The 14,255-nt window shown below is 66.0% G+C and carries 17 protein-coding genes; 2 read left to right on the top strand and 15 right to left on the bottom strand.

Annotation, left to right across the window (positions count from 1 at the left end; all coding sequences use genetic code 11):
- Window positions 1-117 precede the first annotated feature (117 nt).
- The 5 genes from AC07WJ_RS10155 to AC07WJ_RS10135 form a co-directional block, all read right to left on the bottom strand.
- Entirely contained in the window at window positions 118-1,797 is a 1,680-nt protein-coding gene (locus tag AC07WJ_RS10155; RefSeq protein WP_494934441.1) for a L,D-transpeptidase family protein, read from the bottom strand.
- Window positions 1,798-1,918: 121 nt separating this feature from the next.
- Window positions 1,919-3,403 carry a sigma-54-dependent transcriptional regulator gene (locus tag AC07WJ_RS10150; protein WP_494934440.1) on the bottom strand — a complete coding sequence of 495 codons (1,485 nt, stop codon included), beginning with the start codon at window positions 3,401-3,403 and terminating at the stop codon, window positions 1,919-1,921.
- A gap of 246 nt (window positions 3,404-3,649) precedes the next feature.
- The gene (locus AC07WJ_RS10145) at window positions 3,650-3,916 is read right to left on the bottom strand and encodes a hypothetical protein (RefSeq protein WP_494934439.1); all 267 of its coding nucleotides are present in this window, start codon (window positions 3,914-3,916) and stop codon (window positions 3,650-3,652) included.
- A 3-nt stretch (window positions 3,917-3,919) separates the two neighbouring features.
- Complete coding sequence (locus AC07WJ_RS10140) at window positions 3,920-4,657, bottom strand: SOS response-associated peptidase family protein (protein WP_494934438.1); 738 nt, start codon at window positions 4,655-4,657, stop codon at window positions 3,920-3,922.
- 46 nt (window positions 4,658-4,703) lie between these two features.
- Window positions 4,704-4,955, bottom strand: a complete 252-nt coding sequence (locus AC07WJ_RS10135; RefSeq protein ID WP_494934437.1) for a hypothetical protein — start codon at window positions 4,953-4,955, stop codon at window positions 4,704-4,706.
- A 94-nt stretch (window positions 4,956-5,049) separates the two neighbouring features.
- On the opposite strand from AC07WJ_RS10135, the gene AC07WJ_RS10130 reads away from it, so the two are divergent.
- Window positions 5,050-5,262 carry a hypothetical protein gene (locus AC07WJ_RS10130; protein ID WP_494934436.1) on the top strand — a complete coding sequence of 71 codons (213 nt, stop codon included), beginning with the start codon at window positions 5,050-5,052 and terminating at the stop codon, window positions 5,260-5,262.
- Between the two features lie 11 nt (window positions 5,263-5,273).
- The gene (locus AC07WJ_RS10125; protein ID WP_494934435.1) at window positions 5,274-5,597 is read left to right on the top strand and encodes a hypothetical protein; all 324 of its coding nucleotides are present in this window, start codon (window positions 5,274-5,276) and stop codon (window positions 5,595-5,597) included.
- 255 nt (window positions 5,598-5,852) lie between these two features.
- On the opposite strand, the gene AC07WJ_RS10120 is transcribed toward AC07WJ_RS10125, so the two are convergent.
- From AC07WJ_RS10120 to AC07WJ_RS10075, 10 genes are all read right to left on the bottom strand, one after another.
- Entirely contained in the window at window positions 5,853-6,173 is a 321-nt protein-coding gene (locus AC07WJ_RS10120) for a hypothetical protein (RefSeq protein ID WP_494934434.1), read from the bottom strand.
- A 70-nt stretch (window positions 6,174-6,243) separates the two neighbouring features.
- Window positions 6,244-7,758, bottom strand: a complete 1,515-nt coding sequence (locus AC07WJ_RS10115) for a glycosyltransferase family protein (RefSeq protein WP_494934433.1) — start codon at window positions 7,756-7,758, stop codon at window positions 6,244-6,246.
- A gap of 238 nt (window positions 7,759-7,996) precedes the next feature.
- Window positions 7,997-8,281 (bottom strand): hypothetical protein, encoded by a 285-nt coding sequence (locus AC07WJ_RS10110; protein ID WP_494934432.1) that lies wholly within the window; start codon window positions 8,279-8,281, stop codon window positions 7,997-7,999.
- Window positions 8,278-8,775, bottom strand: a complete 498-nt coding sequence (locus AC07WJ_RS10105; RefSeq protein ID WP_494934431.1) for a hypothetical protein — start codon at window positions 8,773-8,775, stop codon at window positions 8,278-8,280. Before AC07WJ_RS10105 ends, AC07WJ_RS10110 begins: the two co-directional genes overlap by 4 nt.
- A gap of 50 nt (window positions 8,776-8,825) precedes the next feature.
- Window positions 8,826-9,650 (bottom strand): glycoside hydrolase family 19 protein, encoded by an 825-nt coding sequence (locus tag AC07WJ_RS10100; protein ID WP_494934430.1) that lies wholly within the window; start codon window positions 9,648-9,650, stop codon window positions 8,826-8,828.
- A 92-nt stretch (window positions 9,651-9,742) separates the two neighbouring features.
- A complete protein-coding gene (locus AC07WJ_RS10095) occupies window positions 9,743-10,321 on the bottom strand; it encodes a hypothetical protein (protein ID WP_494934429.1) in 579 nt (192 codons plus the stop codon).
- Between the two features lie 13 nt (window positions 10,322-10,334).
- The gene (locus AC07WJ_RS10090; RefSeq protein ID WP_494934428.1) at window positions 10,335-11,642 is read right to left on the bottom strand and encodes a DUF2793 domain-containing protein; all 1,308 of its coding nucleotides are present in this window, start codon (window positions 11,640-11,642) and stop codon (window positions 10,335-10,337) included.
- A gap of 10 nt (window positions 11,643-11,652) precedes the next feature.
- Window positions 11,653-12,573: a phage tail protein gene (locus tag AC07WJ_RS10085; RefSeq protein WP_494934427.1), complete on the bottom strand. Its 921-nt coding sequence runs from the start codon at window positions 12,571-12,573 to the stop codon at window positions 11,653-11,655.
- A 466-nt stretch (window positions 12,574-13,039) separates the two neighbouring features.
- On the bottom strand, window positions 13,040-13,549 hold the full coding sequence (locus AC07WJ_RS10080) for a hypothetical protein (protein WP_494934426.1): 510 nt from the start codon (window positions 13,547-13,549) through the stop codon (window positions 13,040-13,042).
- A complete protein-coding gene (locus AC07WJ_RS10075) occupies window positions 13,546-14,220 on the bottom strand; it encodes a hypothetical protein (protein WP_494934425.1) in 675 nt (224 codons plus the stop codon). Before AC07WJ_RS10075 ends, AC07WJ_RS10080 begins: the two co-directional genes overlap by 4 nt.
- Between the last annotated feature and the right edge of the window lie 35 nt (window positions 14,221-14,255).

The following is a 14,255-nucleotide window of genomic DNA, read 5'->3' as shown; positions in this document are numbered from 1 at the left end:
TGAGTCGTGTTCCGGGACTCACTTTGCCCCGGCTCACGGACGCGTGACCGGTAAGCACCGACTGTGGCGAAATCATGCCGGATCATGATGCCATCCATCAGCGACGGTTGCGTGAAGTCACCCCCGAGCGCTGGCCAGAACCGCCCGCACGCGGGCATTGTGTCCGTAGATATCGTCGTATTCAACGAGTGCGCCGGAGCTATCCACTGTCATCGTGAAATAGACCAGATGGATCGGCACCGCCTGGCGGAAGCGCACGGTGCGCTCATTGGCGCCATAAAGTCCCTGGATCCGCGCCGAGGTCCAGGTCTCGCCCGGCAGGCCGAGATTGAGCAGCACCTCGGCCAGCGCCTCGGGATTCTGGACCCGCACGCAGCCATTGGACAAGGCGCGGTAGCTCTGCCCGAAATATTGCCGCGACGGCGTATCGTGCAGATAGATGGCGTGCCGGTTGGGGAACATGAATTTCATCTTGCCCAGCGCATTGGCCGCCCCCGGCGGCTGGCGGAAGGCGTAGCGGCCGATATTGGCGGCGCCCCAATTGATGGTGGAGGCGTCCACCACCCGGCCGCCCTGCACCACCTGGATGCCGCGGCGGGCGAAATAGCCGCCATTGCGCGCGGCGCCGCTCAGCATGCTGCGCCGGACGATCGAATGCGGCACGTGCCAATAGGGATTGAACACGATGTGGCTCATCGCGTCGGAGAAGATCGGCGTCTGGGTCTCGGCCCGGCCCATCACCGCGCGGGTGTGATGGATGACCCGGCCGTTCTGCACCACGTCGACCGCGTAGGTCGGGCTGTTGACCCAGATATGGGCCTGGCCGAGATCGCGTGGCAGCCAGCGCCAGCGCTCCAGGTTGGCGACCACGTCGCGCTCGCGCAGCACGGTCCGCCGGACCACCGGCGTGTCGGTCATCTCGCGGCGCTCGCCGCGCATTTCGATCAGCTTGGCGCGCAGCCGGCGAAAGCCCTCGTGCGGCGGATTGAAAGCCTCGACCGCGGCGGTCGCGTCCGTCGCCTTGGCGAGATCGCCGAGCGCCTGCGCCGTCTCGATGCGCGGCGGGTGAACGTCGAAATAGCCGGACAGCTTGGCCGGATCGGTCCGCCCGCCCGAAGCCTGGGCGGCATAGAGGGCGACCGCCCGGGCCAGCGCGATTTCGAGCCGCGCGACACTTTCCGCATTGCGGCTGCCCTCGGGCAGCGCGATCCGGAACGCGGTCGGGTCGAGACCGTCGTCGCCGGCCTGGCCGAGACGGGTCAGCACCGCCCGGCCGCGCGCCGACAGGACGCCGTCCTGCACGAACAGCGGCTCGTAGCGACGCTCGGAATAGAAGGTGGCGAAGGCCTGCTGCGCCGCCCGCTCGGGGCCGGCCCGGGTCAGCAGGTTCTGCAGGGCCTGCGCGACGCGCTGGACCGTGATCGCCGGATCCGGCTGGCCGTTCTCGACCAGGCTCGGCGGGTCGTCGGGGATGGCGGCGAGTTCCGCGGCAGAAGGCTCCGGAATGACCGGTGGCGGCGCCAGCGCCGTGTCCGGATGCTCGTCATCGGCCAGCGGCACGCCGGCAATGGCCGGATCGGTCTGCGAATGCTCGCCGATCAGCGGCGACGGCGGAAAGGCCTGCAGTCCGAAATCGGCCGCGGTGAGCGGCCCGACGGCATCCAGCGCCGGCTGCGGGATCGCCGCCTCGACCTCCCAGTCGGCGAGCCGGAACGTCTCGACGCCTTCGGCCCGCGACGGCCCGGAAAAGCCCACTCCCAGGAGGGCGAACAACAGGACCGTCGACCGAAGCCGCATGTGAATCCCCTGGACCGCGGCTACGGCCGCAAGCAATGACTTTTTCGAACACGTGAATCGGCAGAAATCAAGCGAGAGCGCGGGTTTGCGAGGCGTTTCCCGGGCACCCGAGGCTTTGCGGTCACACCCCTTCGGCCTCGGCTTCGCCCTGTTCGATGCCCAGATCCTTGAGCTTGCGATAGAGCGTCGAACGGCCGATCCCCAGGCGCCGGGCGACCTGCGACATCTGCCCGCGATAATGCTCGATGGCGAATTTCAACGCCTCGGTTTCCAGCGCGTCCATCGGCCGGACATGGCCGGCCTCGTCGAGCAGGCCGACGGAGGCTCCCGGCACGATCATCGCCGGCGTCGCGACATGGCCCTGCTGGGTCGCCACCACCGGGGCCGGCGGCGCCGGCGGCGCGAGCGGGACCACCACCTCGTAGCCCTCGACCTGGGCGGCGATCTGCGGGAAATCGGCGATCGTCAATTCGTCGCCGTCGCACAGCACCACGGCGCGGAACACGGTGTTCTCGAGCTGGCGGACATTGCCGGGCCAGGAATAGGCCTGCAGCAGGCCGAGCACGGCTGGCTGGACGCCGCGAATGCGTTTGCCCTCCTCGGCCGCGAGGCGCGCCAGGAAGTGCCTGACGAGATCGGGAATATCGTCGGCGCGTTCGCGCAGCGGCGGCAGCGTCATCGGGAACACGCAGAGCCGGTAATAGAGGTCTTCGCGGAACCGGCCTTCCTTCACCGCCTTGATCAGGTCGCGGTTGGTCGCCGAGATGATGCGGATATCGACCTTGATGCTGCGCTTGGCGCCCACCGGATCGACCTCGCCCTCCTGGATCGCCCTGAGCAGCTTGACCTGGGTTTCGAGCGGCAGCTCGCCGACCTCGTCGAGGAACAGCGTGCCGCCATGGGCCTCGACGAACTTGCCGGTATGCTTGTCGGTGGCGCCGGTGAAGGCGCCCTTCTCGTGGCCGAACAGGATCGATTCGACCAGGTTTTGCGGAATCGCGCCGCAATTCACCGCCACGAAGGGCTTGGCACGCCGCTCACCGGAACCGGCGATGGCCCGCGCCAGCAATTCCTTGCCGACGCCGCTCTCGCCCTCGATCATGACAGGGATCATCGAGCCGGCGGCCTTTTCGGCCATGCGCAGCACCGGCCCCATGCGGGCCGAGCGGGTGACGATGTCCTTGAAGCCGAGAGTGCCTTCGGCCTTGCGTTTCAGCCGCTGCACCTCGGCGACCAGGGCTTCGGTCTTCAGCGCGTTGCGGATCGACACCGACAGGCGCTCGGCGCCAACCGGCTTGACCACGAAGTCGGAGGCCCCCGCCCGCATGGCATTGACCACCGTATCGATGCCGCCCTGGCTGGTCTGGACGATCACCGGCTTGGCGATGCCCTCCTCGCGCATGGCGGCGAGCACGCCCATGCCGTCGCGCTCGGGCATGACCAGATCGAGGATCAGGAGATCGATGGCATCGGCGTCCTCGGCCAGCACCCGCATGGCCTGCTCGCCGTTCTCGGTGATCCGGACCTCATAGCCGAATTTGCGCACCATCGCCTCGATCAGGCGGCGCTGAACGGGATCGTCGTCGCAAATGAGAATGGTGGTCATGGGACTGCACGGCCTTCCAGACGCGATGTCTCGATTCGGGAAAGGGTGAAGACCCGCCGTTAAGGTCGGGTTAATTTCTGACGAACCTAACGTATTGGAATTGCTGGGGCGCCTGTTTGCAGGGGCCACCGGAACAGATGTGAACCTTTGCGGAACCGTGAGGAACGCTGAAAACCCGTTCTCGCTCTGTTTTTCGGCCCCTGTATACAGCACTGCATCGGAGAAGCGGCTCTTCGACCGGCCGCCCTACCCTCCCCGTTCGTCGCGCTTCCGGCTGACGGCGCTCGCACCCAACTTCGCCGCCTCAGCCTTCCACGCCTCTGCATATCGCTCCGGCGTGCTGACGATCCACTTCGCCAGGCCCTCGGCCTCATCGCGGGTCAGGGCATCGGGATTGGCGACCTGGTCGCGCGAATATTCGACGGCGAACATTTTCCGACCGGTCGCATCCTTGATGACGAAGGCATATCCGGGGTGGTGTGCGTAGCGCCATGGCGGCTCGAATTTGGCCATGCCTCAGTCCGCCGGGTCTTTCTTGACGCCGGTCGCCACGACTTTCAGGACCCCATCAGGCAGCGGCCGGCGCAACTTCACCGCCTCTTCCCACGGAGCTGTCATCCAGATCTCAATTTGCTCTGGCGTCGTGAGGATTACGGGCATGGCCAAGCGGTGGATAGGTTTGACCACATCGTTGGGGTCGATCGTCAGAAATCCGAATAGATCGGTCGTGATCGGGCCGTCGCGCAAAGTCAGTGCCTTCGTCCACTGCGGACACCACAGCCCTGCGAAAAATGCCAGCGGCCTCGAATCGTCGAAGGCGAACCAGATATCGCCGCCGTGCGGCTTGCTGAATTCGCTGAACGAATTGAACGGCACGACGCAGCGGAATTCTGGAGCGAACCAGCGTTTCCAGTGCTTGCTGTCGATATTGCGGATGTTCGTCGTGCCCGTGTCCGGCTCGAGGCGGAGGAGTTCCGTAAATTCCTCGTCCGATATCGGAGCGCCCCGCTTCTTGGCTATCTTCGCCGCCCGGGCCTTCGCCAGGTCAAACTGCACCTTCGACGATGTCGGCATACCCCATTGAACCCGGGTCAGCTCGCGGATGCCATCCCTGTTCCGGACGATCGGCGCCAAGTAATTGGGGAACACGGCCGGCATCGGCGGGAAATTGCCGGCCTCGGGCGCCACCGTCATGGCCTTCACCAGTGCCCGGATCGCCTCGATGTTGGTTGTCACGCTGTAGAGGTTGCACATGCCCGGCACTCTGCCGCGAACCGCGGCGCTCGCACAAGATGGCCCGTCAGCCCTGCACCATGGCCAGGTCGTCGGGCACGATGCCGAATTTGGCGAGAATGATTGCCTCGTCGAAATCACCCAGGTCGGGATCACCGCTGCGCGCGAACGCCACGGCGCCGGCGTCGTCATCGGCGGCCGCCAGGCGCGCCGAGGTCCGCGCGGATTCGGCGCTGCGCTTTTCGATCGGCTCGCCGGGCACAGTCTCGCCGTCGACCAGCCGAAACGGCTGCATCACGTAATAGGTCGTCCTGGCCATGATCACCTCCTGGGGATCGCTCGAATGGGACTTGCGTCCTACCAGGAAATGAGAACATAAATAGAACATCAGAGTCAAATTGTGGATCACAACCATGGCCGAGCAGCCTGGCGGCGGAGCCGTTCCCAAAGCAGATGATGGGCCGACGGAGGATGAGGTCGACGCCGTGATCGCCGAATTTGGCGGCGATCTCCGCGCGGCGATCGGAGCGCTGCTGGCCGACATCCGCACGCTGGCTGCCGATCTGGAGCGGCAGGCGTCGAGCGGCTACGTGCGACGGCCGCCGGCGCCTGGCCGCGCAGCGTGATGGGGCCCGCCATGGATCGGCTGACCCCGGCGCACGAATGGGAGATCAATCGGGCCCGGCGGCAATCGCGATATGACGGACCGCGGCCCACGATCGGCGAGATGCGCGCCGAAGGGCACATTGGGTTCGATGTGATCTGCAACGGGTACGTCGGCAACGAACGCTGCAGGCACGTCAGGAAGCTCCGCTGGGAGGAGCTGCCGGTCCAGGACGACTGGGCATTCGTCGACATCCCTCGGCTGTTCAAGTTCCGCTGCACCGTCTGCGGCAACCGACAATTCCATATTTTCCCGGACTGGAGCCACGCTCGATATCCCGGCATGGCGCGGCCCTGATGGTCCGGCGCCGGATGTCCGTTTCGCACTGCGTGGCGGAAGGCCAGGAGGGCGCCTGGGTCTATTGCAACACGACCGGGTGCCGACACCTTGCCTACGTCACCTGGCGGCGGATGCGGGCGAGCATGCTCGATGATCTGGAGCTGCTGCCCTATAAGGTGCGGCTCCGCTGCAGCCAGTGCGGGGGCAATCACCTGTCGTTCCAGCCAGCCCGGGCGGAGAAGTTCGGGCGGCGGTGAAACCGCGGCTCCGGGGCTAATTCCGCCGCTTACGCTTGCCGGTGAGCATGGCGGCGATCCGCTGGGGGATATCGCCGCTTGATCGGCGGCCGGCGGGTCGCTCGTCCAAATGCCGCACCGACACCAGGAACGACGCGACCTGGTCGGCTGCCTGCCGGCGATCGGCTGCCTTGCCGCTCTCGGCGGCGCGCATCAGATCCTCGATCGCGCCCTCAAGCATGGCGTTGCGGCTGACGGTCGCGAAATGCGCCTGAAGATATTGGGCTGCATCGCGCAGGGTGGCGAGCCGCTGGTCTCCAACCTGGATCTCACGCGGCAGTCGGTCGCTCCAGGGCATCACGCAACTCCGGCCGGGGCGAATCGACAACTGGCCGAGGCCGGAAGGGGTTCCCGCGCGCCGAACAGTATCAATACCCGAAGCGCTGGCGAAGGTCGTCGCAGGTCGCCTGCGTGGCCGTCCAGATCTCGGATGGCCAAAGCGGTTCACCCTGCAAGTTTCGCAGCTGGTGATGCTGGCGCAGCGAAAAGCAGAACAGATAGGCTTTGGCCAGTGCCGCGGAGAAGCCTTCAATTCTCAAGTTCGACGGCATAGCGATTGCCTCAAATTCGCGGGCAGTTACGCGCGCCCAAATCTCACTTCGAGGAGGAGTCGTCTCAGGCGGGGCGACCTCATGATGGCATCGAAGGGTACCCTCACAGATTTGCTGAAGCGGGGCCTTCAGGATCTTGCCGGCCAGACGGTCGACCTCCGGCCATGTGGTGGTCCAGAAGTCGCCGGGAACAGCGAGTGCGATCTGCGCCAACTCCGCACGAGCTCGAACGTCTGAGATCTGCGGCATGCTCTCGGCGCGCCGGTCGGAGATCTCAGCGCGGTAGATGCAGAAGGCCAGCGAGATCAAGATGATTGTGCCGGCGAGAGCGTCGCGCCAACGGACATCACCTAGTGCTGCGCGTAATAGCGCGGCGGCTGGCACCGTCCCGACCAAGGTGAATATCGCGAAATTGCCCTGCCAACCGCCGGTCTTCCCGGCTGGAATGAACGCCATCGCGAACACGGCGCCACAGACTAAAAGAAGCGGGGCGGCTCGGGCGATCTGGTCGCGCGAGTGTAGCCACGCGCTCACCAGGAATACCGTCGGGCCGACCGCTGCGGTGGGCGTACGCGCAAGGTACCAGCGGGCGCTCACAAGGCTATCAATCAAGTGATAAGGTGTCGTTGCCGGTGTCCGAAGCGCCCATACAAAATAGGCCTCTCCATAGAGCCCCGCCATCCCCAAAAGAAATAGTGCGATCCCGAGGGTTGCGACGGCCACGGACAGGATATATCGCCGATCCGTGATCGCCAGCGCAGCGGGCACACCTATCAAGGCAATCCCTGGCTGCTTGACCATAAAGGCGCAGGCAACCGCGACGCCGACCCAGATGAACTTGGAACGGCTATCGTCCAAGGAAGTGGCGAAGAACACCACGATAGCGCTCAACACGACAAGGGCATCAGCTCGCGCCTGGTCCATCCATGCCTGGATGGGAAATAGCGCCAGGTAGATGACCGCCCAGATGAGCCCGACATAGGTCAACTGGAACCGCCGCCTGAATGCGATCTCGACAAGAATAGCTGAAAGCACCAATGGCGGCAGGAAGGATACCGTTCGCAGGACGGTCGGGTCGGCAGCCCAACTGCGCGGCAGCAGCCGCAACAGGTAATAGAGCGCCGGCTGATAGATCGTCGATGTCTGCGAAAGGGCGTCGGCCCGTTGAACGAATTGATAGATGGGCTGGCTCGGAACGAGCGCGACCAGGTAGTGCGTCGTCGCCTCCGCCTGCTCCAGGAAGAACGGGAAAGCTAAACGGCCAGCAAGAACCGGCAGGGCGAAGAAGACCGCATAGGTTGAGACAGCGGCAAGACCGATCGCGATCAGCATTTGCGGCCGTACCGCCGAGGCCGCCAGCTGTCGCCGCGGTTCCGAACTGGCCCTCGCTATAGACATCGTTAGCTCCCGCCAGGCCGCGTTACCTTTGGGGAGATAGCATCACGCAACAAATCCGTGCAATGCGATCTGGCAAGGCAACCCAGCGGCGATCGACAAAAAAGACCCGGCCGAACCGGCCGGGTCAGCGTGGGAGGAAGCGCCCAAAGGGGCATGCACTGCACTGAGACGGTTACGGCGGCCTCGATCGGTTGCCCTCGAGGATCTGCCTGATCACCCGGATGTCGCCCTTGATGGTGGCGACATCCTCGGTGGTTCGGTCGAGCCGGCCCTCGACCGCGTCGAGCCGGCGCGTAACCCGGCTCTCGCGGTCGCGGATGTCGGTCATGATCCTGGCGTCCTCCGCCTTGAGGTCGCGGACATCGGCCTGCAGCCATGTCCCGATGCCGACCGCCATGACCAACGTCGCGAGGATCGACCAGATGTTGATCTCGGGATTGATCCGCACCGGTCTCATCGCGCCTTCCCGAATTTGAGGGCCGGGATAATCTCCTTCGCGGTGTGGCCGCCGTGGAAGACGATCAGCCAGACGGTCGTGACCGTGCCCCAGGCGCTGATCATCTCGGACAGCGGCACGAGCGGCCGAACACCCCAATTGCCGCCGAACACCGCGCAGAGGCCGATGACGGTCCAGCCACCCCAGACGATGACCTGGATGAAAATCCGCATGATCTGCCAGCCGGTGAAGCCCTGGGCGATCTCCGCGGCTTGGGCATCGCTCACCCGCTGCGCCTCCATCTGCCACAGCCGGACCATCTCGCCGGCGCGGGCTTCGGCCGCCTGCAGTTTCGCTTCTGCGCCGGGGTCGGTGTCGATCGCCGCGCCGACCGCAGCTGGCGTCGGATCGGTGCCAAGGCTCTCCGCGACGGCCTCCATTGCCTTGCCGGCGAGCGAGCCGGCCAGAGCACCGGCCGGGCCACCAATGGCGGTGCCGATCAGGCCGCCGAGCATGGGGGCGCCCGCGCTGGCGATCTTTTTCGCGATGTCGTCGAAAACGCTGCTCATTCTCCGGCTCCCTGGGCTGCGTTGAGGGTGAGGGCTTTGGCGTCTCGGTTCTGCGACCACGCGCGCCAGGCGAGGAAGGCGAAGGCGCCGCCGAACACCAGCGCGATGACCACGCCGGCGACCATGGGCGAGCTGTCGGCAGGCGCCTCCGGCTTGGGGGCAACGACCGCGCCGGTGCCGGCCGTCGCCGCACCTGCGGCCCCCGTGGCCGTCCTGGCCGCGGACCGCTTGGCGGCCGTCGCCTCGCTCCGGATCTCGGTCACGGCCTCGGCGCCGGAGCGGCCCTGCAGCGCCGCCTTGGCGCGGATCAGCTTGGCCTGTCGGTCGGCAAGGCCGTTGAAGCCGCCATTGATGCGCCTGGTGATCGACCTGACATCGTCCTTGTCGGCGAAGGCGTTGAGGCCCCGCGCGCCCCAATAGGCGATGGCCGTCCTGGCGCTGATGTCGGGCTCGGCCGCGCGCTCCGGCAAGCGCTCGAGGTCGACGCCGATCTTGGCGCCGAACAGCCGGTAATTGGCCCGGCCGGTGAGCTGAAAGATGCCCCGGCCCCGATAGCGCGCGCCGTCGCCACGCTGGGTATTGCCGAGATCGCTTCGGCCGTCATAGCGGTCGAAATAGCCGGAGCCGCCATACTCGACCAGGGTTTTGAAGCCGTCGCTCTCATGGGCGGCCTGGGCCAGGAAATGCGCGGCGCGCCGATCGGTGGTGATGCCCCCGGCCGGAAAGGCGGCGGTCAAGGCCGGCCCAAGGTGATCGATGATGCCGGCATTCGCCACAGGCGAAATGCGCCGCAGCGTCGCGGCGGTGACCATGATCGTCATGGCAGGGTCTCTCGGTTGTGAGGGGATGGCGCAGCCGGCCGCGGCCCGGCGCGAATGGCGCCAGGCCGGAATGTCAGGCGATGCGGATCAGGTCAGGCGCTCGGCGCCAGCAGCTCGGCGGCGCGGGCCTCGCCGAAGGCGGCGACGAATGCCCCCTGCAAGGCGGAGAACTGCTCGTTGTCGTGAGCCAGATAGGGGGCGTCGTCGAACATGCGGCGCAGCCGCAGCGGCTGGGCGTTGAGACCGGCGAGGATGATTTCGGCCTCGTCGTCGGTGGCGCGCTGCCAGATGTCGGATTTGTAGGTTCGGGCGACCGCCGGCGGCGCGGTGAGCGCCGCGATCTGCGCCTCGAGGTCGGCGATGCGGGCTGCGGCCGTGGTGGCGGCCGACGCGGCGGCAGTCTCGGCGGCGGCCTTGGCCTGCACGGCTGCGTCCCGCTCGGCCATGGCGGTATCGCGCGCCGCCTTGATCGCGGCATTGTCGTTGGCCAGCGTCGCAAACTCGGTACCGAGCAGGGCGCCGACATCCGCCAGATCAAGCGGCGTCGGGTCGAAAATCGTCGTGCGGGTCTGGCCGCTGACCTGGTCGACGACATCGACCGCGCGCACCTGATGCGCGCCGGCGAGCCCGGCCGCGTTGCCGCGCACCAGCATTTCGTAGAGATAGGACATGGTGATCTCCAGATCAGGCGATGGCGGTGATGTAGCGACCGGCGGTATTGTCGAGCGAGCGCCAGGCGGTGCCGTCGAAGCGCACCTCGCAGCCGGTGCCAGCGGCGGCGGCCTCGCCGTTTTTGCGGGCGTTGCTGCACCAGCAGATGTCGCCAGCCGAGGCAGCAGGCAGCGTTGCGACGGTGTAGGATTTCAGACGAATGCTAGCGCTGCCGATGCGGACGGTCCCGGCCGCGTCGATAGTCAAATCAACGGTCAGGATTTGGTTGTCGGCGTTCGCCGACGTGACACGGCCGATTTGCAGGCCACCGGCATTGTCGCCCAACAGCACGCGCCCGACGACGCCGCGCGTTTTGAACGTGTTTGCAGTGGTGCCGGCCTCGGCATTGAGCGCGATATAGGGCTGTCCGCTCCCGGAGAAAAATCCGAACGTACACGCGTATCCGGCCCCATTCTGATGACCCCATTCGAATGAGTTTGGCTGGCCACGCGCTGAGAATATGGGGGAGGTCTGCGTCGTTCCGGACACGCCCCCATCTAGTATCGCGGCCGGGATGATATTGCCCCCGAGGCCGATTTTGCCGGCCGGGTCTATGACGAGGGGAGTAATTCCTCCCGTGATGTTCGAAATGCCGAAAATGCTGGTACCACTGCCGACGCCGGTCGACATTGCCCAGGTAACAGCGCCCGTACCTGTGTGGCCGATCTGCAGTTGGGAATAGAGGCCGGACGAGAGAAACCGTGCAGTGACGTTCGCGCTGGCGAGCAGATCCAGCCGCGCCGCGGCCGACGCGGCGACACCCACGCCTAGGTTCCCGCTCGCATCCTCGCTCGTCAGAGACTGCCCGATCCCTCCCGTCGTGTCGGTGAAACGCGCGAGCCGGCCGGCCGTCGTGGACGACAGCGGCACCGCCGGCCCTGGTTGCCAGACACCGGCCGCGTCATAGACAAAGCCCTGTCGGGTTGCGACGATAACCGCCTCATCGCCGGCTACGGGATCGAAAAAGAACCAGGATGCGGAAAGAAACGCCGCGAACTTCTTGTCCTTGCCGGCAAACACTCCCGTCCCGCCCGTGTTGACGAGCCAGACCTGTCCATCCAGCGGAGACCCCGGCGGCGTGGCGGTATAGGCCTGGACGCCCATCCGTCGACGCTGGCCATCGATCTGGGCATAGGCCAGCGCGGTGTTGAGCCCCGCCGCGATGTCGGCATGCGACGTATTCGCGTCAGACGGCGAGATGACCTGCCCGGACGCGGCATTCGTGAAGCTGTTCACCGGGAGAGAGTAGGACCGCCCTGCCGGGCCGATATTGACCGTCATGGCGGACCTCTCAGGTCTTGATGATCTTGGGAATGAACAGGGTGGGCTGCACGTTGTTGTGCGCGGCGCCGCCGCCGGCCGACGCGGTCGTGAAGGGGTGGACGTGCGCGCCGGCACTATCGGTGGACATGCTCGGGCCGCCGCCAGCCACAGCCACGATGTTGCTCCCGAAGCCCAGGCTCGATGTCGGCCCTGTGGCCGGAACAGTGTGGATATGGGCGCCCGCGCTATCGGTCGTGCCGGTGTGGGCGTGTGGGCCAGTCTGCGCGCCGGTCAACGTATGCGTGTCAGCGCCGTAGCGCCCGCCAACGGTCGTCGCGGGCGCGCCGGCGGAGGTCATACGGTTGGCGTTGACGCCGCCCATGTTGTCCGGGGACGCGGTGACGGATCCTCGGGTGTCAGGCAGGTTGAACGTCGTCGATCCGTCGCCGGCACCGTGCAAGACACCGATCGCGGCGAACAGGGCCGCGAAGGTCGATCGCGAGACCGCAGAGCCATCGCAGAACAGCCAGCCAGTCGGAGCCGCCGCCCCGCCGAACTCCATCATGGCGCCAGGCGGAACCACGCCGGGGCCGGTCAAGCCGGTCGTCACCGTGAGCGTTCCAACCGTCATGGGCAGATGGGCCTGCACGTCCGTGGCCGAAGACGATATGCCGGCGACACCGCCTTTGACCAGAGCCGTCCGGCCGGCGACCTGCGCCAGCCCGCTCGAGGTATCGCCGGAGAACCCAAGCCCGGGGGCGGCGGCAGAACCGGGCACGGCCAGCAGCGGCGCTGTCATCGGGCGCACGCCGTTCAGGGGCATCGACGCGCTGATCTCGGCACCGATGTCGGAAAGGCGCGTTTCGAGCGCGGCCGCATCGGCCAGAGTATTGGGTGTCAGCAAAGTTCCTGGCGGTGGCGAGTAAATTCCGCTGCCATTTCTGGGCAATTGGTCTCTCCATAAGAAAAGGGCGGCCCCGAAGGACCGCCCTGATTGATGCTGATCGGTGAGCCTGCCGGGGCCTGCCTAGCCATGCCCCGCCGCGGCCCGCCTTGCCCGACCGGGCCATGCCTGCCTTGTGGCGCCATGACGCGCCCCGCCAAGACTAGCCGTGCCTTGCCTGCCTGACCGTGCCACGACGCGCCGTGCGTCGCCTTGACTTGCCATGCCTGCCTCGAAACCCCTAGGGGCGCGCGGTTGAGTGGAGAACTCGCGCCGTAACTCCGTTGCCGGCCTCAGCGTGCCGAGCCACGCCATGCGTGGCCCCGCCTTACCTCGACTTGCCAGGCCATGCCTGCCTTGCGGCGCCCCGCCATGCGCTGCCTTACCTCGCCAGGCCTCGCCTAGCCTCAACTGCCCTGAAAACCCGAAGGTCGCGAGGTTGATAACGGAACTCTCGCCGTAACCGCTGCCGTCAATGCTTGCCGCTTTTCAGCGGGATGCGAGGAACCGTCTTGTCCACGACCTCGAACAGATCGGAGAATTCCTTGAGATCAGCATATCTTTTACGCCAAGCCTGCAATTCCTGCCAAGCACGTTGCAGGACCATCGCCCGGGTCTTCTGCATGCTCATCGCATGATCCGCCGAGCGATAGTGCGGCGCGCCGGCTTCTGCGATGTGGACGTAGGCTCGCGTCCTGACCGCCGGCTTGGCCTCGCTGACATAGATCGCCACAACGGCACGGATCAGGCCGCGCGCCTGTTGAAGGCGATATTGCTCGGCTGCCGCACCATCATTCCATTCGAAAAACGAGTGCAGCGGGCTGTTGTGGTTCCTGGCGTCCGCAAGAATATCCTGCGGCGTCAGTTCGCCGTGCTGCTGCGCGCGGAGCAATTCGATATGCGCGCCGACGGCGTTGGCATCGGGGTGGTCGCCGGGCTGGAACCGAGCGCCTTCGGCGAATTCGAAGCCTGCGACCCTCATGCTGCGATCCTCCGATTGAGCGCGGCCAGATCGACCTCGGTCGCGACGTGGAACATGCCGTATTGACCGTCCTTCTCCGGGCGCCATTCGCCGACGCCGACCGCGAAGCCTGCCGTATTCAGCAAGTTGAGGATCTGCGCTTCGCTCAGGACGTTGGCGTTGAACCGAACGAGGATCTTGGCGTGCCAGTCGACAAATTCGCCTCGATACCGGAGGTCGGCGACGCCCATGCCGACCCTAACCATGTCTTCGCGCATCGCGGGTTCCGCGCCCATGATCCGCGCGAGATCGACGCGCGAGCGAGCCCCGTCAAAGGCTCCTTCGACGTCGACAGCTTCGCCGAGCACATGGAATGCCTGCCGCGCCTGGATCTTGGTTAGGCCGGACACCGATGTGCCAGCGGTGACTGCCGCGTTCTTGAACGCCACGGACGGGAAGCCGAAGCCGCCATCGCCCATGCGATAGAGCGACGATTCGAAATCCGCGCGCGGGTCCTTTGCCTCCTTGGCGCCGCGCGCCTGTTTCATTTGTTTGCCCAACATTTCGAGCCGGGCTTTCCGGCTCCATGCGTGGACGATCAGCGGCGAATCGCCGATCAGGACGACTTCCATCACCCCGATATTCAGCGCCGGCAGTTCAATGCCGACTTCCTTGGTTGGTGATTTTGCCATTTTTCAGTCTCCACAACGCCCGGCCCTGGCAGGCC

It is taken from the genome of Phreatobacter sp. GW821-FHT04C01 (assembly GCF_059420385.1).
Note: the sequence above shows the minus strand (reverse complement) of the source record. Positions and strands in the feature narration are given on the sequence as shown.